Annotated in this window: 25 protein-coding genes; 13 read left to right on the forward strand and 12 right to left on the reverse strand. The window is 65.8% G+C overall.

The features are described from left to right. From ACFVTR_RS18660 to ACFVTR_RS18680, 5 genes are all read left to right on the forward strand, one after another. On the forward strand, positions 1-227 hold a 227-nt coding region (locus ACFVTR_RS18660; RefSeq protein WP_387039765.1), incomplete at its 5' end, for a hypothetical protein. Continuing rightward, complete coding sequence (locus ACFVTR_RS18665; protein WP_387039767.1) at positions 224-1,318, forward strand: NAD(P)-dependent alcohol dehydrogenase; 1,095 nt, start codon at positions 224-226, stop codon at positions 1,316-1,318. The genes ACFVTR_RS18660 and ACFVTR_RS18665, both read left to right, overlap by 4 nt. A 148-nt stretch (positions 1,319-1,466) precedes the next feature. After that, positions 1,467-1,727 carry a type II toxin-antitoxin system Phd/YefM family antitoxin gene (locus ACFVTR_RS18670; RefSeq protein ID WP_387039769.1) on the forward strand — a complete coding sequence of 87 codons (261 nt, stop codon included), beginning with the start codon at positions 1,467-1,469 and terminating at the stop codon, positions 1,725-1,727. Beyond that, a complete protein-coding gene (locus ACFVTR_RS18675) occupies positions 1,724-1,984 on the forward strand; it encodes a type II toxin-antitoxin system RelE/ParE family toxin (protein WP_387039771.1) in 261 nt (86 codons plus the stop codon). Before ACFVTR_RS18670 ends, ACFVTR_RS18675 begins: the two co-directional genes overlap by 4 nt. A 477-nt stretch (positions 1,985-2,461) precedes the next feature. After that, positions 2,462-3,235, forward strand: a complete 774-nt coding sequence (locus ACFVTR_RS18680) for a hypothetical protein (protein WP_387039773.1) — start codon at positions 2,462-2,464, stop codon at positions 3,233-3,235. A gap of 152 nt (positions 3,236-3,387) precedes the next feature. Here the strand turns inward: ACFVTR_RS18680 and ACFVTR_RS18685 are convergent, their stop codons facing one another. Further along, positions 3,388-3,819 (reverse strand): hypothetical protein, encoded by a 432-nt coding sequence (locus tag ACFVTR_RS18685; RefSeq protein WP_387039774.1) that lies wholly within the window; start codon positions 3,817-3,819, stop codon positions 3,388-3,390. Between the two features lie 153 nt (positions 3,820-3,972). Further along, positions 3,973-4,536 carry a DUF3800 domain-containing protein gene (locus tag ACFVTR_RS18690; protein WP_387039775.1) on the reverse strand — a complete coding sequence of 188 codons (564 nt, stop codon included), beginning with the start codon at positions 4,534-4,536 and terminating at the stop codon, positions 3,973-3,975. A gap of 360 nt (positions 4,537-4,896) precedes the next feature. Between ACFVTR_RS18690 and ACFVTR_RS18695 the strand changes: the two genes are divergently transcribed. The 6 genes from ACFVTR_RS18695 (at position 4,897) to ACFVTR_RS18720 (ending at position 10,363) form a co-directional block, all read left to right on the forward strand. Further along, positions 4,897-5,853, forward strand: a complete 957-nt coding sequence (locus tag ACFVTR_RS18695) for a DUF2599 domain-containing protein (RefSeq protein ID WP_387039777.1) — start codon at positions 4,897-4,899, stop codon at positions 5,851-5,853. Between the two features lie 10 nt (positions 5,854-5,863). Then, positions 5,864-6,079 (forward strand): hypothetical protein, encoded by a 216-nt coding sequence (locus ACFVTR_RS18700; protein WP_387039778.1) that lies wholly within the window; start codon positions 5,864-5,866, stop codon positions 6,077-6,079. A 948-nt stretch (positions 6,080-7,027) separates the two neighbouring features. Further along, on the forward strand, positions 7,028-7,423 hold the full coding sequence (locus tag ACFVTR_RS18705; protein WP_387039780.1) for a hypothetical protein: 396 nt from the start codon (positions 7,028-7,030) through the stop codon (positions 7,421-7,423). A 99-nt stretch (positions 7,424-7,522) separates the two neighbouring features. After that, positions 7,523-8,983 carry a ParB/RepB/Spo0J family partition protein gene (locus ACFVTR_RS18710; protein ID WP_387039782.1) on the forward strand — a complete coding sequence of 487 codons (1,461 nt, stop codon included), beginning with the start codon at positions 7,523-7,525 and terminating at the stop codon, positions 8,981-8,983. Between the two features lie 769 nt (positions 8,984-9,752). Further along, positions 9,753-10,040 carry a glutaredoxin family protein gene (locus ACFVTR_RS18715; protein ID WP_387039784.1) on the forward strand — a complete coding sequence of 96 codons (288 nt, stop codon included), beginning with the start codon at positions 9,753-9,755 and terminating at the stop codon, positions 10,038-10,040. Further along, positions 10,037-10,363 (forward strand): hypothetical protein, encoded by a 327-nt coding sequence (locus ACFVTR_RS18720; protein ID WP_387039785.1) that lies wholly within the window; start codon positions 10,037-10,039, stop codon positions 10,361-10,363. Before ACFVTR_RS18715 ends, ACFVTR_RS18720 begins: the two co-directional genes overlap by 4 nt. Here the strand turns inward: ACFVTR_RS18720 and ACFVTR_RS18725 are convergent. From ACFVTR_RS18725 to ACFVTR_RS18735, 3 genes are read right to left on the reverse strand one after another with little or no spacing between them, the layout of a single operon-like run. Next, on the reverse strand, positions 10,349-10,840 hold the full coding sequence (locus tag ACFVTR_RS18725; RefSeq protein ID WP_387039787.1) for a hypothetical protein: 492 nt from the start codon (positions 10,838-10,840) through the stop codon (positions 10,349-10,351). The genes ACFVTR_RS18720 and ACFVTR_RS18725 overlap by 15 nt on opposite strands. Positions 10,841-10,847: 7 nt before the next feature. Continuing rightward, entirely contained in the window at positions 10,848-11,441 is a 594-nt protein-coding gene (locus ACFVTR_RS18730; RefSeq protein WP_387039789.1) for a hypothetical protein, read from the reverse strand. Positions 11,442-11,444: 3 nt separating this feature from the next. After that, positions 11,445-11,843, reverse strand: a complete 399-nt coding sequence (locus tag ACFVTR_RS18735) for a hypothetical protein (RefSeq protein ID WP_387039790.1) — start codon at positions 11,841-11,843, stop codon at positions 11,445-11,447. A 130-nt stretch (positions 11,844-11,973) separates the two neighbouring features. Between ACFVTR_RS18735 and mobF the strand changes: the two genes are divergently transcribed. Continuing rightward, the gene (mobF, locus tag ACFVTR_RS18740) at positions 11,974-14,814 is read left to right on the forward strand and encodes a MobF family relaxase (RefSeq protein ID WP_387039792.1); all 2,841 of its coding nucleotides are present in this window, start codon (positions 11,974-11,976) and stop codon (positions 14,812-14,814) included. Between the two features lie 48 nt (positions 14,815-14,862). After that, positions 14,863-16,671 (forward strand): hypothetical protein, encoded by a 1,809-nt coding sequence (locus ACFVTR_RS18745; RefSeq protein WP_387039794.1) that lies wholly within the window; start codon positions 14,863-14,865, stop codon positions 16,669-16,671. A 24-nt stretch (positions 16,672-16,695) separates the two neighbouring features. Here ACFVTR_RS18745 and ACFVTR_RS18750 read toward each other — a convergent pair whose 3' ends face one another. The 7 genes from ACFVTR_RS18750 to ACFVTR_RS18780 all read right to left on the reverse strand — a co-directional run bounded on the left by ACFVTR_RS18750 (position 16,696) and on the right by ACFVTR_RS18780 (position 22,395). Beyond that, positions 16,696-16,962, reverse strand: a complete 267-nt coding sequence (locus ACFVTR_RS18750; protein ID WP_387039796.1) for a Txe/YoeB family addiction module toxin — start codon at positions 16,960-16,962, stop codon at positions 16,696-16,698. Continuing rightward, entirely contained in the window at positions 16,959-17,207 is a 249-nt protein-coding gene (locus ACFVTR_RS18755) for a type II toxin-antitoxin system Phd/YefM family antitoxin (RefSeq protein ID WP_387039798.1), read from the reverse strand. Before ACFVTR_RS18755 ends, ACFVTR_RS18750 begins: the two co-directional genes overlap by 4 nt. 109 nt (positions 17,208-17,316) lie before the next feature. Next, complete coding sequence (locus ACFVTR_RS18760; RefSeq protein WP_387039800.1) at positions 17,317-17,994, reverse strand: hypothetical protein; 678 nt, start codon at positions 17,992-17,994, stop codon at positions 17,317-17,319. A gap of 30 nt (positions 17,995-18,024) precedes the next feature. Continuing rightward, the gene (locus ACFVTR_RS18765) at positions 18,025-18,897 is read right to left on the reverse strand and encodes a hypothetical protein (RefSeq protein WP_387039801.1); all 873 of its coding nucleotides are present in this window, start codon (positions 18,895-18,897) and stop codon (positions 18,025-18,027) included. Beyond that, the gene (locus tag ACFVTR_RS18770) at positions 18,894-20,381 is read right to left on the reverse strand and encodes a hypothetical protein (protein WP_387039802.1); all 1,488 of its coding nucleotides are present in this window, start codon (positions 20,379-20,381) and stop codon (positions 18,894-18,896) included. The genes ACFVTR_RS18765 and ACFVTR_RS18770 overlap by 4 nt, the downstream gene beginning before the upstream one ends. Further along, entirely contained in the window at positions 20,378-20,755 is a 378-nt protein-coding gene (locus ACFVTR_RS18775) for a DUF4913 domain-containing protein (RefSeq protein ID WP_387039804.1), read from the reverse strand. The genes ACFVTR_RS18770 and ACFVTR_RS18775 overlap by 4 nt, the downstream gene beginning before the upstream one ends. Further along, positions 20,752-22,395: a type IV secretory system conjugative DNA transfer family protein gene (locus ACFVTR_RS18780; protein ID WP_387039805.1), complete on the reverse strand. Its 1,644-nt coding sequence runs from the start codon at positions 22,393-22,395 to the stop codon at positions 20,752-20,754. The genes ACFVTR_RS18775 and ACFVTR_RS18780 overlap by 4 nt, the downstream gene beginning before the upstream one ends. Positions 22,396-22,414: the final 19 nt, after the last annotated feature.

Consider the following 22,414-nt stretch of genomic DNA (forward strand, 5'->3'; position numbering starts at 1 on the left):
GGACGCCGGCGGAAGTCGAGCGTATTGCTGGGCTCATCGAAGAGACGGGCGCGCGCACCTGGGCCGAAAGCGAAGCCATGGCGAGGATGGCGGACGCAATGGCAGAGCTGAGGTGCAGCACGGATTCGACATACGAGCTTCAGACGCTCGAACTGCTCGCACGCTGCATCGACTTCAGCTCATCGGATGATGTCAACCCCAACACGCACGCACGGTCCCGACGATGAAGATAACCGCGGCAGTCCTACGGCACCCTTCTGACACGTTCAAATTGGAACCGGTCGCCCTCAGAGCGCCACTGGATCATGAGATCCTCGTAAGGATTGTCAGCACGGGCTTATGCCACACCGATCTCCTTCCTCGGGCTTCTCTCGTGCTGTCAGCCCCAATGGTGCTTGGTCATGAAGGTGCAGGCGTTGTGGAAGCGGTCGGTTCCTCTGTTGAATCGCTGGCGCCGGGAGACCATGTGGTTCTCACGTTCGATTGGTGTGGAGCGTGTGGCAGCTGTGTTCAGGGGCTCCCCGGAAGCTGTTCGAGCTTCGTGGCCCGCAACCTCACGGGATTCGACACATCCGGAGGGACCACGATGGCGGACGAGGCGGGCGACCCCATAGCCGCCCATTGGTTCGGACAATCATCGTTCGCGAGTCACGTCCTAGTAGCTGAACAGAGCGCCATCCGTGTGGACCCGCGCCTTCCGCTGTCGCTCCTTGCGCCGCTCGGATGCAGCGTCCAAACCGGCGCCGGTACGGTGCTCCGCGTGCTGCGGGTAAGGGCGGAATCCTCGATCATCGTGTCAGGCGTGGGCGCGGTAGGTTTAGTCTCCGTCATGGCGGCGCGCGCCGCCGGCGCCCGGACAATAGTCGCTGTCGATATTGACGATTCCAGGCTGGATAAGGCGAAGGCTTTCGGGGCGACGCACACGGTCAACCCAAAGACCCACGACATCAGTGAAGTCACGCATGAAGCGTGCCCGTCCGGAGCGGACTATGGGATTGATACGACAGGAAAGCCCGATGTAATCGGTTCTGTCCTCCGAGCGCTCGACTCACGGGGCTCCTGCGCCCTCATCGGCTTGATGCAAGGCGGACTCTCGCTCGACGCAACGTCGCTGGCCACTGGGCGAACGCTCATCGGGGTGGTCGAGGGCGGATCGAATCCTCACACGCTGATTCCCGAGCTGATCCGCCTCTGGAAAGCCGGATCATTACCCTTCGACGAGTTGATCCAACACTTCACGTTCGACGAGATCAACGAGGCCGAAGCGCAGCTCCGGGCCGGCACTGTCATCAAACCCGTGCTCCTGCAGCCGAAATGAACTTACGTTTGTACACCTCGACGCTGCGGGGGAGCGAGTTTCAGATGCGGAAATAGCCTCTGATCTAGAGCCCTTCCGACATAATAATTATTATCGGTTATTATGTACGTTCAGTACATTTTAGCTCAAATGAATATAGAATCGCAGCATGACTGAGGTGACGATTACGGATGCACGCGGCCGGCTGTCGATGCTCGTCGACGAGGCCCATCGGGAACCGGTGATCCTGACCCGTCGCGACCGTCCCGTCGCTGCGATCGTGGACGCCGAGCAGCTGCAGCAGCTCATCGACGACGCCGAGGAACTCGCCGACATTCGCGCGGTCGATGAAGCGTGGGCTGAGATGGAGCGCCTCGACGAAACGCCGGTGCCCTGGGAGGACGTCAAGCGCGACCTCGGTCTCGCATGACGTACGCGATCCAGATCCTGCCGAGCGCGGTAAGGGCGATCCGGAAGCTGCCCCCGGAGGCGAAACGCCGCATCCAGGCGGTGATCGAGCTCCTCGCCGAGGAGCCGCGGCCGCCAGCGGCGAAGAAGCTCACCGCCCGCCCGGAATGGCGTGTCCGTACCGGTGACTACCGCGTGCTGTACCGGATCAACGACGGCGAACTCGTCGTGGTCGTCGTCGACGCCGGTCGCCGACGCAACATCTACGAGACCCGCTGAACTCAACCCGCAGCCGAAACCGCTCGCTGGTGCCCTGAAGGGACACCCCGCCGACGGCGTCGGCGGTCACTGGTGCCCAGGCTGTCTTGAACGGCATCTGTGAACTCACTGAGTGAGCTTCGAGTTGCCTTCGAGGCTGGCAGGCCGGGCAACTGACTGGCCTCGCCTCGGGTGCCCCGAAGCAGATGACGCGACCAGGCGGAAGTCGTCTGTCTATCGGGGTGTAGAATATTGGTGCAGCCCGCATTCTGGCCATCACAGGGGCTGCACGGCCCGGCGGAAGGCAGACCCCTCTGCCCGTCGGGCCACCCTCTACTCTCTTCGCGTGTGCCTGCGTGAAGAGTGAGCATCTGACATGCGTTGGGGAACGAGCGCTCCACACCCGCCCGGCCCCTGTTGCGCGGTGCCACCTTGCCCGTCACTACGTGGATGCTTTGCCAACACCACATCGAGGTAAGGAAACCAATGGGGGAAAGCATGACAGCCGAGATCACGGATCCCGGGGAACCACTCACGATCACCGAGTTGACACAGCGAGTCCTCTCGCTTGAAGCACGACTCGACCGGATCCAGGATGAGGCGTGCCCACCAGCGAAGGCTGACCTCGACACCACCACGTCGGACGAACGACGACTCTTTGACATCGCCGCGGAACAGCGCACTCACGATGAGGCCATGCTCAGGAGCAGCACGAACCTCACGAAGCTTCGGGGGAAGCTGCACCAGCACGAGACCCAGCTCGCTCAGGTCACCTCATGGGAGAGCCGAAGGGTGCGACTCGTCATCGAACGGAACCAGCTCAGGTTCTTCGCCCGTGCCGAACGGAAGCGACTCGATTCCCTCATTCAGCTCCACGACGACAAGCGTCCCCGAGTCGCCGTCCTCGACATTGATGGCACGCAGCGCACCATCCGCGAGGAGGAAGCCCAGCTGACCGTAGACACAGCGGCCGCCGATGCCAGCAAGGAGGCACGCTCCCGACTCGCGCACACTGCCCGGAAGCGGATTACCGAGATGCTCCTTGCAGCTCAAACACCTCCGACTTGGTTCTCGGCAGGGCTTGGTGTTCAGCCCGCGGGCGATAGCGCAAGGTGGTTCGACGCCGCGATCGTGGTCCTGCTCTACCGGTGGAAGCACACCGTCACCGACCCGGTCCTGCCGCTCGGCGACCGGGTGGAGTTCGACCACCCCGCCTATCAGGACCGTCGCGCTGCTGAGTCCGCCCTCCGTTCCGCGACCGGCACACGATAGCCCGACGAATCACCCACTCGGGCGGGCCTAATGATCTCTCGATCGGGCCTATTTCCGACACAATTGAGATTATCGGCTTACTGAGTAAGTCTTTCGAGGCTTCAGAATAGACCAGTTCTTGTGTGGGAGATCCGGTGCGGTCGCTCGCGCCGCTAGCTCTCGAGCTTTCGAAGAATCTCGGTGATTGTCGTCAGGGCTTCTGGGGCTAAATCACCGAGGGTTTTCGCGGCATAGCGCCTGACCTTCGCGGCTCTCAGGGCGACGATGGATTTCATTCGGGATTCGATGTCCGCGGGAAGTGGGCCGCCGTACAGGTATCCGGCGGGCACTTCGAATAGCTCGGCTAGGGCGCCGATGAGTGCTCGATCTTTCACGCGCCATACTTCGCCGCGAAGCATGTATGCCCAACGTGATCGTGAGAGCGAGATGCTCCTTGATGCGAGGAAGTCGCTCACCTCTTGATAGGTGTACGGCTCGCCCCGCAGTACTTCAGTGTCATCGAGAAGGAGTTGCAGCCGCTTGGCCAGCTCGCCCGATGACAGGAGCTTCTCTGCGGCCGGTGAAATGGAGACTTGGTTCTTCATCGTCGTCTCATCCTGCCGGATGAGACGCTGCGGCCGAACGCATGGCTGGTGCCTGGATGGGGTGATGAGTTAGCATGGTCCCGCAAGTTGCATTAGCGGCTTGAAGTTAGCCTGGCAGTCTTCCGGACGGTATGACGAGCCAGGCTCGCGCATTTAAGGCGTGAGCGTGCGGGTCTCGATGATGAGCGGCTCGATGCGCCGACGCCAGTCGCCGCCCTTGTAGGCGCACCAGGCGATCATGTCGCTGACCCAGAGGAGCGCGTGTTCGTGGCCGGCGGCGTGCTGATATCGCAGCTCGTGGGCGTCGTGGCGTCGGAGAGTTTCGGCGATGATCCGTCGGTCGGCGACTTCGACTGACTCATCGCGTTCCAGAATGAGGTGGCGGGCGTCGTGAGTGACGAGATCGTTGATGAGTGCCTCGAGGCAGAGCGGCCGGGCGATACGGTCAGTGGTCCCTTTCACTTGGTAGACGACGCCGCGGATGCCGAGCTTCTCCACCGCTGAGATCAGAGAGCGCCTGCTGGAGTCCGATTCGTTCGTGAAGTGGATCCGTCGCTGCCCGGGGCGGGCGAGCTTGCGGAGCTCCTTCTCCAGCTGGGCTGCATTGTTCGGCATGACGATTGCCGCGGCGATGTAGTAGCCCTTGGTCTTGCACTCGTCGACGTAGACCCGGCAGCCGGCTGGGTACGTCGTGGTGGGCTTGTTGGTCCGCTGCATGGTGATCCTCTCGATTATGACGGCAGTGACGCCGGCACATGAAAGAGAGACGGAGCATGCACACCCCGGCGCGCGCTTCTGCTCCTCCTTCCGGCGGCAGGTCCGCGTCACCGCGAAAGCCCGAGCCGAGTCCGCCGGGCCGATTCGGCTCAGCGGTTGGCGATGCTCGTTGACGGCGCCTGAGACTGGCTACTGAAATGCGGGCGACCGTACACTCAAATCTGCTGTTCACGTATGAGGTGCTCCGTGGGCGCGTCACTCTCAGTACGCGGGTCGCTGACTCCTTGTCCCAGCCCACCACCGGTGGCGATGTGGGACTCCTGTCAGCGCAGTTCCAAGATGAACGAGAGGAGCGCATACGTGCGTTCAAAACTGATGTGCACCGCGGCCGTGACCGCAGTCACCCTGACCGGAGGTGCACTCGCCCCAGCCGACGCCGAGGAGCAGAGTTCCGACCCGATCACCGCTATCCAGGCGGCAGCCCCAGAGGTACTCAAGGGCGTAGCCGATGCTCCGGCCGAAGAATCGGGCGACATCGCGATCGAGCTCAACGCGGGTTCGGGTCTGGCGAATGTGAAAGTGCCGGTGGACCCGGCCGACGGAATCACGTTCGAGAGCAGTGAAGCCAACGCGAGTATCAGTATCGGTCTGCCGAACGCCGACGACGCCTCGAGCGCGATCGTCGAGGCCGATGGCGTTGTGTCGTATGACAACGGCGACGGGTCGACGACCGTTCCCGTCGTAAAGAGCGACGGCTCGCTCCAAGTCACGACCGTGATCGACGGGCCCGACGCACCTACCCGGTACGAATACCCCATCGAACTCCCTGAAGGTGGCGCTCTTGTCGATGCAGGGGACGGATTCTTCGCGGCCGTTGATGCGGATGGCCTCCCGATCGCGATGATCTCGCCCGCTTGGGCGAAGGACGCGAACGGTGAGGACATCGCTACCCATTACGAGGTCAATGGCACGTCGCTCGTCCAGGTCGTCGAGCACAGTGCTGGAACTGTCTACCCGGTTGTCGCTGATCCCACCTATCGCGGCAGGCTGATCACGGCCGTCGGGTTGAAGACAGACCCGAAAGGCACGATCGTCGCTGTGACGGCAAAGAAGGACTACTCCGTCCGCGAGCTCGGCGACAACTTTTACGCGGAATATAAGCTCTGGGTGAACCCGAAGTTTCACGGCCAGAAGTACCGCGACCAGCTTGTCTGTCACGTGTTCAACGCTCGCAACAAGTCGCCCTGGAACATCGATTCGTGGCGACCGAACGTCGGCTATCACCTCACTGTCGTGAATCTCTGCAACCCGAACTAAGGAGCACGTAATGAAGCGTTGGACTTGGTTCGCCGTCCTGATTCTCGGCATCCTCGTGGGGGCTGCCGCTGTGTGGCTCGGAACTGCGGAGGGCATCGCTGCAGACGAAGAGCGGCGAGGCGGCAACGCAATCCCATACATGCTCATGTTCGGAGTAGGTCTCGCCGCCACGCTCGCCGGGATCATCGGACTCCTGACGAGCTCGCGGCGCATTCAACAGGGATAGCTCCATCCATGAGCGGGCCGTTCGGTGCTCCGCCGAATGGGCCCGCTCATGAAGAGGGCTGGAAGGCCGCAGGGTCAAGCCTTGCCCAAGCCCGACTCGCGTATGCACTCGACCGGAGAATGGATGAACGATAGCTTCACCGCGCTCGAATACTGAGTCGATGACACGCCCATCGGCATCGAGATCCTCAACGCGTCCAAGATCCTTACGCCTTATGCGCTGAACTTTTCCAACGCATAGAGTTCGACTGCCGGAATACTGAAGCGCTGAAACTGTGTTCACGGTGCGGCGGGTCCCGAACGAGCGGCCCGAACGAGAGTGGGCGTCCGCGGGACCGGTCCGGCTCCGCATGGTCATCGGGCCGGGCGACACGGCTGCGCCGGTCGTGACGATCATGCTCGAGCACGAAGACTGAGTCGGGTGGCGGGGCGGGTAGGTCATAGCGGGCCACCCGCCCCGTGGTGTTCTCACACACCCGACGGCGACATTACCCAAACGCACCTCTTGATCAGCTGAGGGGTTGCCGGGGCGTCGGCTGCGCCGCGCCGCGAGGGCGGCTCCGCGCGCCCTCCCCCACCCCGGCGCGCGAACGCGACGCATGCAGGCGCGTAGTTCATCGACGTCGACGAACTACGCGCCCAGGGGATGCGGTGCCGCCTTCGGCGGCACTGTCCTGGCATGAATGGAGCCGGCCAGGGGCCGGCGCTGTGCTGACCCCGCACCAGCCTTCGGCTGGTGCGGGGCGATTTTCCCGTCTGGTGGGGGTTGTTGACCGGGCGAGCATAGCGGCGCTCGTCGGCTCCGCACCCGCCGTCGCTATTTGCAGACTCCACCCCTCCGCAGGCTCCGGGGTTCCGCTTAGCAACCGCTCCTCTGGGCGCTCCGCCTCCTCCCACCGCTCTTGCTCTTCCTTGTCAACAACCCCCCCACCAGAAGGGAAAAACAACGATGAGAGCAATCCACGTAGACGCGAACGGCACGGTGTCGTCCTGCGTGCTCGACGGGGCAACCCTGACCACGCTGATGGACGGCATCAACGAACGGCTCGGGTCCGACTGGTACGACGTGATCGGGTACACCGACGGGATCGACCTCCTCGTCGACGACGAAGGCGCGACCGGTCAGGGCGGCCGGACGAAGCAGCCGTTCAACCCGGTGCTGTCCACGATGGTGCAGCAGACCGGACACCCCGCGATCCTGCACGGCCCGGGCCTGTTCCTCGGCCACGACGCCGACGGGAACCCGGCAGGGCTCACCGAGCAGCAGGTCGCGCACGTCATGACCGGCTGGGCGGCAGCGAGTCGGTACGACCTCGTGACCGCCGCCGACCTCCTCACCCACTAACACCAAAGACCCGGGAGTCGTGAGCACTCGTAATGCCCACGGTTCCCGGGTCGGTGTGACCACCCTATCGAACAAACGAACGAACGAAAGAAGCCCTCAATGAGCAAGACGAAGACCCACGCCATGCATGACGCCGACACAGACAACTCTCAGGTAACGCCGTCGATCGAGTGGATCGATACCGCGGCCGCCGAGTTGGACGCGAACATCCGCACCACCCCGGACACCACCACGGAAGCATGGGCCGCGTGGGTGGTCCAGTTGCGGGAGGAGGGCGTCGAGACCCCACTCCTTGCCCGCCGCGGGGATGACGGCACCGTGTACGTGTGGGACGGGCAGCGCCGCCTCCTCGGCGCGAGGGAGGCGGGCATCGGGCGGGTCCTCGCGATTTTCGGCACCACCCCCGGGGAGGACACCGAACGCATCATCGGCCAGCTGAAGACCTTCAACCGTGCCGACCTCCCCGAACTCGACCGCGTCCTCGCCTACGAACAGTTGGCGTTCGCAGGGATCGACGTGGAAACCATCGCCCGCCGCACCGGCGACACCCCCGAGCGCGTCACGCAGGCCGTGACCCTCGCGAAATCCGACGCCGCGAAGGACGCCGTCGCCGCGCAGGTGTCGTTCGAGCGCGCCCTTGTCGTGGCCGAGTTCGACGGTGACGAGAACGCGGTCGCCCGCATCCTCGCCTGCACCGATGACGACGAACTCGCATGGGTCGCGCAGCACATCCGCGACGACCGAGCCACCCGCGCCCACCGTGACCGCGTGCTCGCCGGATACGCCGAGCAGGGTGTGGCCGTGTTCACCGACCGGCACGCGCGCGAAGGCGAGTTCACCCGCCTGCACATGCTGACTGACGCCGCCGAGGACGCGACCGAGCGACCCGCGCTCAGCGCCGATGCCCACCAGTCCTGCGAAGGACACGCGCTGGTCGTGCTCGTCTGGGGTGCCGACGAGGACGAGATCGACCGCGAACACGTGTGCACTCGGCCCGAGGCACATCAGCCCCGGTTCCCCCAGTACGGCACCGTGAGCGTCGCAGGCCAGTCCAAGACCGCCGAACAGGTCGAGGCGGAGCAGGAAGCCAAGCGCGACGCGCGTCGCCGCGTGATCGCGAACAACAAGGCATGGAAGGCCGCGACCCCCGTCCGTGAGGAATGGGTGCAGGCGCTCCTCGCCCGCAAGGCCCTTCCGAAGGGTGCGGCCGCATTCATCGCGACGACACTCACGGAGCACCAGCACGACGTGAACGCCTACACCGACAAGGCGGGGCACCTCCTCGGCCTCGACGGCTACGACATGGGCACTCGCCTCGCCACTCTCGTGAAGAACACCCCGATGAAGGCCGGGCACGTGAACCTCGCTGTCGCCCTCGCGGTCGGCGAGAACCGCACCGCCGACAAGCACCAGCCCGGCTGGCGTTACCCGTCCGCGCTGTCCGCGCACTACCTCCGCCAACTGGAGACATGGGGATACCGGCTGACCGACACTGAACGCCTCGCCGCGGGATACGTAAACCCGGACGACGACGGCGACGACCTGCCCGACGCGGCGTAGCCTCGACCCCAGCCGAACACCACCACGTCACCTCCGGTCATGTGCGTTGACCGGAGGTGACGGGTTTGGCACCCCAGTCCGCCCGGCCCCACCCCAAGTCAGGCCGGGCGGACACCTCCACTCCTTGGATGGCTGGGGCCGTCCCCACCGGGACGACCCGCGAGGCGGCTCCGCCCCTCGCAACACCCCGGACCGCGCTCCGCACGGCCGCACCCGGTACCGCTCAACCCACCTCGGTCTGGCGGGCCGGTTGCACCCATGTGCACAGCGCAGCTACTTCCTCCGGGCTGCCCTGCACACATGGGCACAACCCGGCACCTCCCCGAGACGGTCACCGCCCGACCATGAGCCGACCACAACCGTGCACAGCCCCACTCCCTCGCAGAGCTCGGTCGGGACCTGCACACCGCTGTGGACGGCTCATCCCACCCTCCGGGTGCGCCCGTCGGGCGGGCGCCGGCACGCCGGCGTAACGACGGCCTCCGGCCGCCCCTCTTCCGCCACGCCCTCCGGGCATGGCAGGGGTGGTGCCCTCGATCCGCCAGGGCGGAGTACGCCCGGTGGGTGACCGAGTCAAGGGGCGTCGCACACCCGACTTCTCGGGGTGGTTCAGGAAGGAACTCCGTTCCAGTGCGCCCAGGCGTGAGCGGGTGGGGCGTGGCTCAACCCCTTGACTCGGTCACCCACCGGGCGGGGCATTCCATTTATCGAATCGACGGCACCACCCTCACCCAACACCACGGGAATCTCACCACTCGGAGGACAAGACATGAGCACCACGGCCACCCCGATCGTGACCGTCTACGGCAAGCCCGGCTGCGGCCCCTGCCGATTCACGATGGACGCCCTCGACGGTGCCGGTATCGAGTTCACCTACCGTGACGTCACAACCGACGACGACGCCCTCCAGACCATCGCCAACCTCGGCTACCAGCAGGCCCCCGTCGTCACCGTCCAGGACGACGAGCACGACGACTGGTTCTTCGAGCACTGGTCCGGCGCCCGCCCCGACAAGATCACCGAGCTCGCCACACGGATCGCCGGTGGTGCACGATGACCGGGTTCCAGATCGCCGACGCGACCATCGACCAGGTGCAGGCATACGCCGCCGGCTACCAAGACGCCCTCGCCGATGCGACTGACCGGTGCCGCCGCAACGCGACCGCGATCGCCGACCTCGAGCAGCAGCTCGCCGAAGCCCGCACCGACGCCGCCTACTGGGAACGGGTCGCGAACCCCATCCGAGTCGACGTCGGGCCGAGTCACGAACAGCTCGAACAGCAGCGCCGCGAACAGCAGCTCGCCGCCGCAACCACCACCACGAACAGCTGGGCCGGCATCGCGGTCGCCACCCCCGGAGCTGTGTCAGAGTATGAATAACGCCGGCTGGGCTTCGTCGACGTCGGAGAGCGCTGACCGGATCGCTCCCGCATTCCACCCCTGCTCGAGCAGGACTGTCCGCAGCCGCCGCGACCGGGCAGCCAGTGCCGCACGTGACAGGCCACGCATCCCGAGCCTCGTGTGGCCGTTCTCATGACGGCCCTTGTCGGAACGATCGCGCATGTTCAGAGTGCGAGTGCCGGCGGTGAGATGCGTCATCATCGGGTCGGTAGCCGCATGCACACACAGCGGCACGTCGCACTCATGCAGTAGCTCATCACTAGTGCCGAGCTTTTCACCGGTGAGGAGCTCGAACGCGAACCTGTGGGGCCGCAACACCAACTGTGCCCCGTCTACCGTTCGGGTCCAGAACCGGCCGTATCCGTCGTCACCGATCGCACCCACCCACAGCCAGCAATCCGTGGCCGCCGGCCCCTTCACGACCTTCGACCAAAACCGCTCCTCAACCCCGACCATCTAACGGTCACTCACCGTCTGAGTCGGTCTGCTTCATGGCGCGACGTCCAGCTCGACGATCGAGGTGGTTCCGGAGCCGGAGCCGGTATAGCGCGAAGGTGTGCTGCCACTCGTTCTTCTCCGCCCGAAGCTCATCGAACACTGTTGGCACTTCCAGGCCGGCGGAACGCTGATTCGATCGACGCTCCGCCTTCATGAACGTCGCGACCCCGACATAGATGAGAAGACCGAAACCCAGCAGCTCGATCACGAGGCCCGCGACGGAATTCGGAGTATCAGTCGCGGTGACCGCTTGCCAGGTGCCGAACCACACCAGGATCACGCCGTACACAGTGATACCGATCAGCTGGCTGGCATGTGCTCCCGTGCTCAACGTGAGCTTCGAGTACTCGTGCGCCGCGAACCTGGCGGCCTTCTCCGCCCGCGCAGACAAGTCAGTCGCACCACTCACACTCGCGAGTTTCTCCGCGAGCTCAAGACCGAGCATGGCCTCCTCAGCACGGCGCCGTGCACGCCCGTTCCGAGTCGCATGCCATGCCGTCAGAATCGAGACGACCACGGCGCCCGCCGCCGCGAGCGCAGTAACCCAGTCCGGCGCCACCAGTTACCCGGCCATGCTTGGGTAACACACGGCGACCGCAAAGGTGGTCTGCTTCGTGATCGTCAGATTGCGACGGGCCGACCCGTTCTCATCGAGCGGCATGATCCGTGCCTGAAATGCGCGGTCACCGCCAAACCCTGCCGGGTTCGCACGCCGCCAACTCATCGCGACATTCTGCGCGATCCGCTTCGGCAACGGCTTGTACTGACGCAGCTGCAACCACTCCCCATGCCGGGATGCATCCGCCGCGATTGCGGCGCGCAACTGGTCGACCGCGGACGCCTCCGAGTAGGACTCGTGCGGCTCGTCGACCCGGCCGAGCACGTCGTCGAGTCGTGTGGGGTCCCACCCGCCCACCTCGTACTGGGTGATGCCAGCCTTCGCGGGGGTCGTCTTCGCCATTGCAACTCGCCTTCCAGTCTCCTCCCCCATCGAGGGGGTCGAGACTGATTCTCTTCGAGAATCCTGAGAGGAACCTTCGGTGATGCACGTATGCTATCTGCGATAGAAGCCGGTGTCTTGGAGGTGTGGCATGCGTGGCGGCGTCACACTCTTCCGTGCCGGCGGCGGCAACGCCGCCCGCGCATACCTCGAACGGGATCACGCCCGCGCCGACGACTACTACCTCGCCGAGGGTGCCGGCCTTGCCGACCGGACCGTGTTCGACGGGGCCAGCGACGTTGTCGCCCGTGACGTCCTCACGGGTGACGAGTACGAGGCATGGGTCGACTGGGACGACCCCCTCACCGGTGAGAACCGGGGTACCCCGCGTACCCGGAAAGAGGTCGATCCGTTCACCGGGGAGACCCTCGAGACGGCGTCGTCGCCGCGGTTTGCGGAAATGACGATCAACGTCGACAAGACCCTCTCGATCGCGGCCGCCGTGAACCCTGACGTGTCCGCCGCGCTTGACGCCGCGATGCGTGACGCGGCCGACGCGATGGGCGCCTACATGGCGTTCCACTCCCGCACCCGAATCGGCCCGCTCGGTGCGCAGCGTCTCGTCCCGGTTGAGCAGCTCGAGCAGGCCGCGGTCGTGCACCAGACCTCCCGCGCGGGTGACCCGCACCGCCACATCCACCTGCAGTGGAACACCCGCGTGTACGCCGAAGGCAAGTGGCGGGGCCTCGATACGGCGACCACGTTCCGGCAGCAGGGCGCACTCCGCGGCATCGGCGAAGCGGTCATCGGCTCCCACCCGCAATTGCGCGAAGCCCTCGCCCAGGCCGGGTTCACGTTCGACGCGAAGCACGGGCTGGTCGAGGAACTGACCCCGTTCGCGGGCGGCATGTCCAAGCGTGCCGTGCAGATCACGAAGAACCGTGAGCTCCTCGAACGCGACTGGCGCAAGAGCCATCCGGGGCAGGTCCCGGGGCCCGAGCTCGTCCGCGCCTGGGACCGCCAAGCATGGTCGCTCGACCGACCCGACAAGAAACCCACCGAGCTGTCCACCACCGAACGGTGGATGGCCGAACTCGCTGAGTCCGGCTACACCGCACCCGTCGTTCCCTCCTCGGTCACGGTGACCCGGATCGCGGATCTCGACCGGGCTGAGATCGCTCGTCAGACAGTCGCACTGGTGTCGGCGAACCGGTCGGCCTGGTCGGTGGCAGACCTGCAGGACAAGGCGGCCCACCTCCTTGCGCAGACCGGCCTCCTCGCCGAACGTGCAGCGCTCGGCGAACTCCTCGAGGACATCACCGCCCGCGCCGCGAACCGCTGTCTGTCGCTCGCCGATCCTGCCGACGGTGTGATGCCGGACTCGCTCCGCCACCTCACCAGCCCCGACGTGCTGCAGCTGCACGACGACCTCTCCCGGATGCTCCACGTCCGCGGCCAGACCCTCGGACTGGACCGAGTGCTCGACCCACTCACGGTCGGCGGACTCCCGCTCGGCGAGCAGCAGCAAGCCGCCGTCGAGGCCATGGCCGGCACCCACCAGCTCACCGTTGTCGAGGGCGCTGCCGGCGCCGGAAAAACGACCGCGCTTCTTGCCGCGAAGGAGCAACTCGAATCGCAGAGCCGGCACCAGCTGATCGTCGCCCCGACCCTCAAGGCCGCGCAGGAAGCGGGCCGCGCAACCGGATCGCAAGCATCGAGCCTGCACCGGCTGCTCCGCCAACATGGCTACCGGTGGAACGCCGCAGGCACCTGGTCACGGCTGCATCCCGGCGAGCTCAACGAACACGGACGGATCTACTCCGGCCCCTCAGCCGAGTTCACCCTCTCCCCCAGCACGCAGATCGTCGTCGACGAGGCCGGCATGGTCGACCAAGAAGCCGGCCGCGCCCTCCTCCAGATCGCGGATGAGGCCGGCGCCAGTATCGTCCTGATAGGCGACCGGGCCCAGCTGTCCGCCGTCGGTCGCGCTGGATTCCTCGACCTCGCCGCCCGCCACGCCCACACCGTCATCGACCTCGACCAGGTGCACCGCTTCGTCACTCCCGACGGGAACCCCGACCTCAGCTACGCCGCGCTCACCCTCAAAATGCGCACCCGGCAGACCCCAGACCAGGTGTTCGACGAACTCGTGAAACGCGACCTCATCCGCACCCACACCACCACCGAGGAAGCCGAGCAATCGATCGCGCACGCCGCGGCCGCCGACCTCGCCGCGAACGAATCGACATCGCTGACCGTTCCGACCAACCGCGACGCAACCCGGGTCAACGCTGCCGTCCGAGAAGAGCTCGTCACCGACGGCACCGTCGACGACAAGGAAACCACCCTCGGTGCAGACGGTCTGCGGATCGGCCGCGGTGACCTACTCATGACCCGCAAGAACGACACCACCCTCGGCGTCGCGAACCGTGAAAAGTTCGCCGTCGTCGACGTCCATTCCGACGGGCGCCTCACCGTGGCCGGTGAAGACCGCCGACGTATCACGCTTGAGGCCGAGTACGTCCAAGCGCATACCCACCTCGCCTACGCCGTCACCGACTACGGCAACCAGGGCGCGACCACCGGGACATCGCACACCCTCGTCACCGACCGGATGAGCGCCGGCGGCGGCTATGTCGGCGCCACCCGAGGCCGGACTCGCAACACCCTCCACTTCATCGCCGTCGACCTTGACGACGCCCGAACCCAGTTCGTCGAACTCATGCACCGCGACCCCGAGACCCAGAGCCTTGACGCGGCACGTCAGAAGCTCCGCGACCAGGTCACCGGCCTCGACCTCACCACACCTGCACAGCGCGCCGCCATCACCCGAGCCGCGGCCGAACAGCTCACCCCCGCCGAGCGTGCCCGGCAGGCTGCAGCCGCGTCCTTCCCGCAACCCGCAACGCCCGCAACGGAACGCAACGCGGGCCCGGCACGCGACCGGTGGCAGCCTCCCGCGAAGAAGGCCGAGCCAGAACGCGACCGCTGATCGGGACGCCTACGCCTTCGGGCCTCGTATCCCATGGAGAATCGTGTCGTGGTCGCCAACGTAGAAAAGCACGCCGTCCTCGCGGTCGAGGAAGTGGTTGTGAACTGCCCCCACTTGAAGTCCTACATAGCCACGAACGACAAGACGCCGATCACCGATGGTCATATCGATCTGTACCGCGGGCTCGCTCAGGGCAATTCTGATTTCGTCGGGCGCATGCCAGTGCAGGTCAAGGGGCGCGCCATTGGTAAACGCCGGCCGACGCCGAAGTACCCGATCAGTCGGGAGGAGCTTGACGCCCTCCGCCAGCACGGCACCGTGCTCTATTTCGTGGTTTACGTGAGCGACAGTGGAGACCGCCACCTGTTCTACGCGATCTTGTCGCCGTTCGCCATAGATCACATCCTTCGCGTGACCCCAGCCCAACGGAAACAGCCGGTCCTGCAGCTGAAAGAGGTGCCGCGTGACCCCAAGAAGCTGGAGGGCATCATCGGGGTCGCGCTGATCACTCAAAAACAGAAGTGGGCGTCGGATGTCAGCGATTTAGTGTTTGAGAAGATGGCAAGCCTGACGGTTCACTCGGCAGAAGGAATTGATCTCACCGCACCGCTTGTGATCACGCCTGATTCAGGTGACTTCGCATTGGAGATTGAAACCGGCGACGGGCTCAGGCTTCCGCTCAACGGTGAGCTCACAATCCTGCCTGGCTCGTATGTTGAGCGTGAGATTGACCTCCGCGTTGAGTGTGGGGGTATTGCATACGAGAAACCGCAGGCAAGGCAGCTCGACCCCGAACGGCATGAACTCAAACTGTCGAACGGGCTGACGGTGAAGGTCCGCTTCACCGAGCAAACCCAGTCGATTTCCACCAACCTCAAACTCATCAGCAACCTTGTCGATCGTGTGAAGGATATCGACTTCTTTCTGAACCTTGTCGAGCTGCACCAGCTCACGTTCAACGGCTCCAAGTTCCCCTTCGAACTGAATGAGCAGGCTCAACTCTCCGAACTCCGCGACCACCGGGCCTACCTCGGAACGCTCCTCGAGCTCTTCGAGAAGCTTCATGTCGACCCGAAGCTGATCCTTCTTGACGAGATCGACGAGCAGCAGCACGAGCGATTGAAGTTCATCTACGCATCGCTCGTGAAGAAGCGAAACCTCCATGCGACCAACGGCAAGCCGGGGCAGACACTTGAACAGGTCGGACGCTGGACCCTGAAGCTCCTCGTCTCACCTGGGACGGAGCCGGACACCTGGTGCTACGTAGACCCATTCGACCCTGAGAGCCGCCACCGATTCAGGGTCTACCGGCAACAGGACAAAGAACGAGAAGAGTACCCCGGGACGGTCTACGAGAGTATCCCGGCCGATGAACTCCCCCAGATCCTGAACCTCCGGCTCGACGGGATCGTCGACGCGTACAAGGTCCTTTCTGAACTATCGGACACAACCAGCCTCGCGAACTACCAAGTACTCAGGCTCCTCAGCGCAGCCGACGCCTCTGAGCAGCGCAGAGCCGAGTTCATGCAAGCTGCCGCAGCACTGAACGAGTGGCTCATCGAAGAAGACGGACCGACAGCAATTCATCGCGTCAACCGATGGCAGATACTCTCCCGCACTGATGGACTGGGAATCACGGAACGTGAGGAGATCCGAGACCTTCGCCGCACCATACTGATCGAGCGGCCCCCTCGAGTGCGACAGTTCGAGGCATCCTGCGCGATCCTTCTCGGCGACCTTGAGGACGTGGATAACTGTCTGCGTCGACTCACACGCGAAGAACGGCGGGAGATGGAGGAGTGGCCAATCTGGGCCCTCCGCCCGAACCCGAGCGCGAATCTTGAGCAAGCGGAGTAGCTGCCGGCTTTCATCCGCTACCACTCAGTAGTGGTAGCGGGCCTGGATGATGATCACTTGTTCGTCGTTGGCGAGATAGACGAGCCGGTGCGTCTCATCGATCCGCCTTGACCATGCCCCGGTGAGTGCGTGCTTGAGGGGCTCGGGCTTCCCGATCCCCTCGAAGGGATCACCGCGAAGGGTGTCCTCAAGCAGGAGGTTGATCCGGCGGAGCGTCTTCTTGTCCTGGGTCTGCCAGTAGAGGTAGTCCTCCCATGCTTCTGGCGCCCAGCTGAGCCGGCGGGCGGTCACCGCTCGAGGATGTCGTGCTCGACCGTTTCGCCGGCCTCGACCGCTTCAAGCGCGCGGAGCAGGCGGCGGGCGTTCGCGGGCGAGCGGAGAAGGTGGGCCGTCTCGGTCAGCGAGTCGTACTCGTCCTTCGACAGCAGCACTGCAGCGCCCCGCTTTGACGTGATCTCAACTTCTGTGTGGTCGAGATTCACGCGCTCGATCAGGCCGAATAGGTCCCGTCGAGCTTCACTCGTCGTGATCGCCACTTGTTTCACATCCTTCAGTGTTGTACAGGATATGGTACCACTCTGTGGGGTTGATGCAGAAGGGGTCTGCGTCCCAAATAGGACGCAGACCCCTTCCCGCTGTCAAGTTCTACCGGCTGAGCTCAACGCTGCTCGAGGGCGTGGGAACCGCCGTGCGGGCGGGACTCGGCACCGGTCCGGTGAGGCTCGATGCGGCGGACTGGGGGAACGTGGCGGTCTGCGTCTTCCACGCCTCGCGCTGCTCGTTCGATTCCTGGCGGGCCACGATGTCGGCTTGTGTCCGCAGAATCTGCAGCTGGTGACGGGTGATCTGCCAGGCGGCCACGGCGGCCTCGCGCGACTCGGAGAAGGTGAGAAGGGTGTCCTCCCGCACCCCACGGAGCGACACCTTCTCCCCGTCCCAGGCCGGGTATGCATCGGTGTCGGACCGGTCGGCGTACACCGTATCGATCTCTTGGATAGTGCTGGTGATTGGGCCGCTGATGTCCTGCCATCGGCCGTAGATCTCGACCGACTCGATCAGGTGTGCAAGATCGTCGGGACCGTTTGGTGCCCAGCTGGGATCGCTGACGTGCTCATACAGTTCCGCGGTGCGCGCACCGTCGCGAGCTTCTGCCACGGCCAGCTCGGTGGCGGCGTTCGCGGCGAGGACGGGATCCTCAGCGTTGAGCCGGCCGGCGATCTCGGCTCGCCAAGTCACTCCAGTCTCGTAAGCGGCCGCGGCGGCAGCGACGGGAGGAAGGTTGTCGGTGATCATGGTCTCTCCTTGTTCGTGGGTGGTGCTCATGGTTTCCTCTTTCCTTTGATGGGCTGGTGGCTATCGGTGGAGTTCGGCCCGGGTCTCTTTCGCGAGCTGCCGGCGCCGGGCCCGCGCCGGCCCGCTTTTCGCGGCTCCTTTCGCAACAGCCACGGCTGCAGACTCCGGGTAGCTGGGGCTGGCTTCGTGCTTGGCCCGCTCCCCCGCGCTCGACGCCGCGCGGGCGACGTCGGCTTGCCGCTGGTGGTCCTCGCGCGTTTCGGTCTCGAACCCTTCGGCTCGGTGCTCTTCGATGTCGGCGTTCTCCTCGTGCACCGCGGCCGCTTCTGCGTGCTCAGCCGCCTCAGCGGTTGCGCCCGCGCTCTTGGATTGTTCGGACGCCTCCTTTTCCCGGGAGGCAGCGAGGTGCTCGTCGACGGCGGACGTGATCGCGTGGTGCCGGTCGCTTTTGCTGGTCGGGTGCTTGGCAGAGACCTCGTCGAGGTCAACACCGAACCGGTCCCGCAGGCCTGCCTTGAGTAGTTCCATCGCATCCCGGGATCTCGGGTCGCTGATGGTGGCCTGGGCGAAGGTGTCTGCGTCGGCGAAGCGGGCACCGTGGGGGTGCTGCTCCCACCAGGTGTCGCGTTGGACCTGTTCGTGGAGGAGCTGGATCGTCTGCTCCCGCTGGTTGTACTCTTCGCGCCGGGTCTGTGCGTCCGTGGCGCGTTCGTGGTCGGCGTTCTTCTCGGCCTGGCGAGCCTGGTCACGTTCGGCAGCGGCCGCAGCCCGCGCCTGTTCGCGTTTGTCGTACTCGACCTGACGGTGCTGTTCGCGAGCCGCTTGCTCGAGGTTGTGAGCACGGCGGGCGGCATGGTCGCTGGCCTTGCCGAGCATGGCGATCGCGGCCCGCACCATCTGGTCCGCGTCCTGGCTCATCTCGTGTTCACTCATCGGTTGCTTGCTCCTTCGTTCTCGGTGGTGGGCAGCGCGTACAGGTAGGTGGCTTCGACCTTCGATGCCGTCACCCACACCGTTGACGCGGTCGCGATCGCCGGTGCCACCGGCTCCTGCGGGATCGGTTTGTCAGTGAAGGGGCGCGGCTCGACGGTCGCTGCTGCCGCGTCGACGACCACGGCGGCGCGGCTCTCGGTGCCGTACACGGTCGTGCCGGTGACCGCGCTGACAGTCATCCGCCCGATCGGGACGATCGCCGGGTCCGCGCCGGCGTCGACGAACACTCCCCCGACCGTCAACGTCGTCCCGGCGGGGTCCTTGACCGGGACGTCACGGTCCCCGACAGTGCTGGCCGCGACCGTCCGCGCTACTACGAGGGTGCCCTGCTGCAGGTCGATGAGACCGACCACCTCTTCGCCCGGGTCATCCGTCGTCCACACGATGATCAAGTGGTCGACGCCTGCGGCGCTGACCGTCCTGATGGTCTCCGCGCCCTCAGGTCGTGGCAGTTCCGACGCCGTCGTTTCCTGTCTGCTGATCCGGTACCAGTGGGTCTCGTCGACGGCGATGACCTGGTCACCGGCCGCGAGCACCGGGGTCGCGGTCACCGGGACGTCGGCACGGGTCAGCCCGTCCGCGCCGACGATGCCGACGGTCTGATCGGGCAGGGTGACCATGGGGCTGGTGCCGAGGAAGCTCACCTCGGTCCCCTTCGGCAGTTCGTAGGCGACGGGGCTGGTCTGCCGGGTGTCCAGGTCCAACGGCCACACCTTCAGCTCCCGTGTCGAGGCGGTCGCAACCACGTCCCTCCCAGCGATCGTGGAGTACGCGATCTGTGCACCGTTGCGGGGTGCGCTGCTGCCCCGCCACAGCACCTCGGCGGTGTCCGGATCCAGGAGATTGAGCTTCCCGTCCGGGGTGACGACCAGGACGCGGCCGTCCGGGAGCATGGCCGGGGTGCTGCCCTTGCGTACCTGCACCGACCAGCTCGCGGTCTGCGCGAACCCCGGCGGGGCCAGGACCGGCAGTTGCGCGCCCGCCCCGGGTGCCGTGGTGACCGTCGGGGCTGCGACCGGTTCCGGGGCCAGCGCATCCCGAACCGCGTGGGTCGTCCCGGCGGTCAGTCCGATGACGGCGGCGGTTGCGACGCCAGCAATGATCAGGCCCCGGGCACCGAGCTTCCGCCGCGGCACCACCGGATCGGGCAGCTCATGGGCGGTCCCGTCCTGGGTGATGACCATGCGGTGCGTCACCCCATCAGGGCCGGTCGCCTGCACCCGGACCGCGGCCAGTCGCTCCGCTTTCGCGAGTTCGGCGACTCGGGCCCGAGCGGCCGCGGCGGGGTCCGCACCGTCCGCGGCCTCGACCGGGAGCCCGTCAACGGTGACCGTGCCGTTCTCGTCGACGACGATCGTGTACACCGGGTATGCCGGCACCGTGGCCGGGTCGAATTCTCGGGGGTCGGTGGCGGTGTGGTTCATCGGGTGGTCTCCTCGAGCTCGTGTCCTGGGGGGAACGTGTTCGGCCACGGCTCGGGGAGGATACGCTCACCGACTTTCTGGATCCGCCAGAACGGGCCGTCCCGGCCGGTGATGACCTGCATGGCCGGGTCGAGGTAGTCGCGGAAGTACACCGCGATGCCCGTGCCCCCGTCCAGGCGGAGGACCTCCCAGGCCCGCCAGAGTGCTTCGAAGCGGCTCAGCACTTCGGTGTACTCCCACCATCTGGCGTCCCAGCGGGCGGCGTTGAGTTCGCGCTTCCAGTGCGGCAGCAGCCAGTACTCCACCCACGTGAATACGTCCGGGAAGTACGTCGATGCCGGGACCGTGGCTTCGGTGACGGTCGTGGCGGTCATGCGGCGTCCTTCCATGGGGCGGTTTCTTCGATTTCGCGGCCCTGCGCGATGGCTCGGGCTTCGTAGTGGGCGCGGGACTGCCACACCTTCTCGGCGTACGGCTTCTCGCTCCAGTGGGTGAGGGTGAGCAGCGTGGACCGCTGCAGCGACGCCGACAGCACCGCACGGGCCCGGGGTAGCTCGGCGAGCTCGGACTCGTCGAAGATCCGCTGCCGGGTGAGGCTCCGCGACGTCGACCCGCCACCACGACCACCGCTCGAGCGGTTGCGCTGCACGGTGTCGTGATCGCCCAGCAGGCGCGAGAGCAGCGGCAGCAGCTTGTCGTCGGCCAACCCGCCGCCGGCGACCCGCACGTTCGCGGCACCCCACAGCTTCCACATGCCGTTCTCACCGAACGCTTCAGCACCCTGCTGCCAGGACTGGAAGAACGCGACGAGGTTGATGCCGCGACTGCCGTAGTGGGAGTACACGTCCGGCAGCTGGTTCCACCGGCACACGTTCGCCACCTCGTCGAGCACTGCGAGCAACGGCGTCTCCAGCCGGCCGCCGGGCATCCGCGCCCCGGTCTCCTCAGCCGCAGTCAGCACCGCGACGGTCAGCGCCGCCGTGATCGCCCGCGCGGATCCGCCGCCCTCTTTCGAGATCGCGTAGAGCGTGTCGGTCGACGTGACGAAGGTGTATGGGTCGAAGTGTGGCCGTGAACTGCCGGTATCAGTGATCCAGGGCAGCACCTTCGGGTTGCCGAGCACACCGATCCAGACCCGCAGACCGCCGTAGATGCCGTCCCGCTGCTTCTCCGTGAGCGCCATCGTCGACGCAAGCGCCTGCGCCTGGTCCGCCCACCCGTGCCGATCGAGCAGCACCGCCGGGTTCGGCAGGTTCGCGTTGCGCCCGCCCGGGTCGTTCGCCCACGCGTACACGTCCGTGACCGGACGCTCCGCGATCGCTGCGGCAAGGAACAACCGGGCGAGGGTCTCCCGGGCGGCCGGCCCGAAGTAGGCATCATCGCGGGCGTCGGCCGACGTCGTCGACGAGCGGAACACCCCCACGAGCTGCTCGGCGCGTTCCATGTCCGTGACGAAGGTGAGCGGGTTCCACCACCAGATTGCCGGTTCCCCGATGATGTCCTGTACGTCGTGCACCCAGACATGGCCGGCCTCGGTCCGGGGGCCCCGGGTGAGGTCGACGATGTCGCGTTTGTTCGACGTCGCAAGCACCGGCCCGCGGGTTTCGAGGATCTGCGGGATGCAGGCGCAGCTCGTCTTCCCTGACCGGGGACCCATGAACCACACCTGCACCCACTCCCAGGTGCCGTACAACGGCTGCCCCGTCCAGGTGTGCCGGCCGAGCGGCACCCCGGTGCCGGCACCGCCGGCGCCGAGCCGCTCGGTGTCCGCGGTGATGTGCTTCTCGGTCATCGCCTCGATGTCTCGCAGGCGGCCGAGCGACCGGGCCTTCTCATCGACCCGGGTCGATTTCCGATGCCGGTCCGACCCGATCCGGGCGAGAGCCCACCCGGCCAGGCCGAGCAGGACCAGGGCGCCGGCCAGCGCGACCCGGACGGCAGGTGTGGCGGTGAGGAGCGCCCACACGATGCCTGACACGAGCACTCCCCCAGCCAGGGTGCCGGTGGCGATCATCCACCCGGTGTCGTTCGCC

The sequence above is a fragment of the Agromyces sp. NPDC058126 genome (genome assembly GCF_042884595.1).
In the GTDB taxonomy this organism is placed as follows: Bacteria; Actinomycetota; Actinomycetes; order Actinomycetales; family Microbacteriaceae; genus Agromyces.

Coding starts and splice junctions, on each gene's coding strand:
- ACFVTR_RS18770 (WP_387039802.1), bottom strand. CDS start 20,381: ATGAACCACACCGCCACCGACCCCCGAGAATTCGACCCGGCCACGGTG.
- ACFVTR_RS18735 (WP_387039790.1), bottom strand. CDS start 11,843: ATGGCGAAGACGACCCCCGCGAAGGCTGGCATCACCCAGTACGAGGTG.
- ACFVTR_RS18670 (WP_387039769.1), top strand. CDS start 1,467: ATGACTGAGGTGACGATTACGGATGCACGCGGCCGGCTGTCGATGCTC.
- ACFVTR_RS18685 (WP_387039774.1), bottom strand. CDS start 3,819: ATGAAGAACCAAGTCTCCATTTCACCGGCCGCAGAGAAGCTCCTGTCA.
- mobF (WP_387039792.1), top strand. CDS start 11,974: ATGCGTGGCGGCGTCACACTCTTCCGTGCCGGCGGCGGCAACGCCGCC.
- ACFVTR_RS18720 (WP_387039785.1), top strand. CDS start 10,037: ATGACCGGGTTCCAGATCGCCGACGCGACCATCGACCAGGTGCAGGCA.
- ACFVTR_RS18690 (WP_387039775.1), bottom strand. CDS start 4,536: ATGCAGCGGACCAACAAGCCCACCACGACGTACCCAGCCGGCTGCCGG.
- ACFVTR_RS18665 (WP_387039767.1), top strand. CDS start 224: ATGAAGATAACCGCGGCAGTCCTACGGCACCCTTCTGACACGTTCAAA.
- ACFVTR_RS18715 (WP_387039784.1), top strand. CDS start 9,753: ATGAGCACCACGGCCACCCCGATCGTGACCGTCTACGGCAAGCCCGGC.
- ACFVTR_RS18680 (WP_387039773.1), top strand. CDS start 2,462: ATGACAGCCGAGATCACGGATCCCGGGGAACCACTCACGATCACCGAG.
- ACFVTR_RS18775 (WP_387039804.1), bottom strand. CDS start 20,755: ATGACCGCCACGACCGTCACCGAAGCCACGGTCCCGGCATCGACGTAC.
- ACFVTR_RS18780 (WP_387039805.1), bottom strand. CDS start 22,395: ATGATCGCCACCGGCACCCTGGCTGGGGGAGTGCTCGTGTCAGGCATC.
- ACFVTR_RS18760 (WP_387039800.1), bottom strand. CDS start 17,994: ATGAGCACCACCCACGAACAAGGAGAGACCATGATCACCGACAACCTT.
- ACFVTR_RS18675 (WP_387039771.1), top strand. CDS start 1,724: ATGACGTACGCGATCCAGATCCTGCCGAGCGCGGTAAGGGCGATCCGG.
- ACFVTR_RS18765 (WP_387039801.1), bottom strand. CDS start 18,897: ATGAGTGAACACGAGATGAGCCAGGACGCGGACCAGATGGTGCGGGCC.
- ACFVTR_RS18710 (WP_387039782.1), top strand. CDS start 7,523: ATGAGCAAGACGAAGACCCACGCCATGCATGACGCCGACACAGACAAC.
- ACFVTR_RS18700 (WP_387039778.1), top strand. CDS start 5,864: ATGAAGCGTTGGACTTGGTTCGCCGTCCTGATTCTCGGCATCCTCGTG.
- ACFVTR_RS18725 (WP_387039787.1), bottom strand. CDS start 10,840: ATGGTCGGGGTTGAGGAGCGGTTTTGGTCGAAGGTCGTGAAGGGGCCG.
- ACFVTR_RS18705 (WP_387039780.1), top strand. CDS start 7,028: ATGAGAGCAATCCACGTAGACGCGAACGGCACGGTGTCGTCCTGCGTG.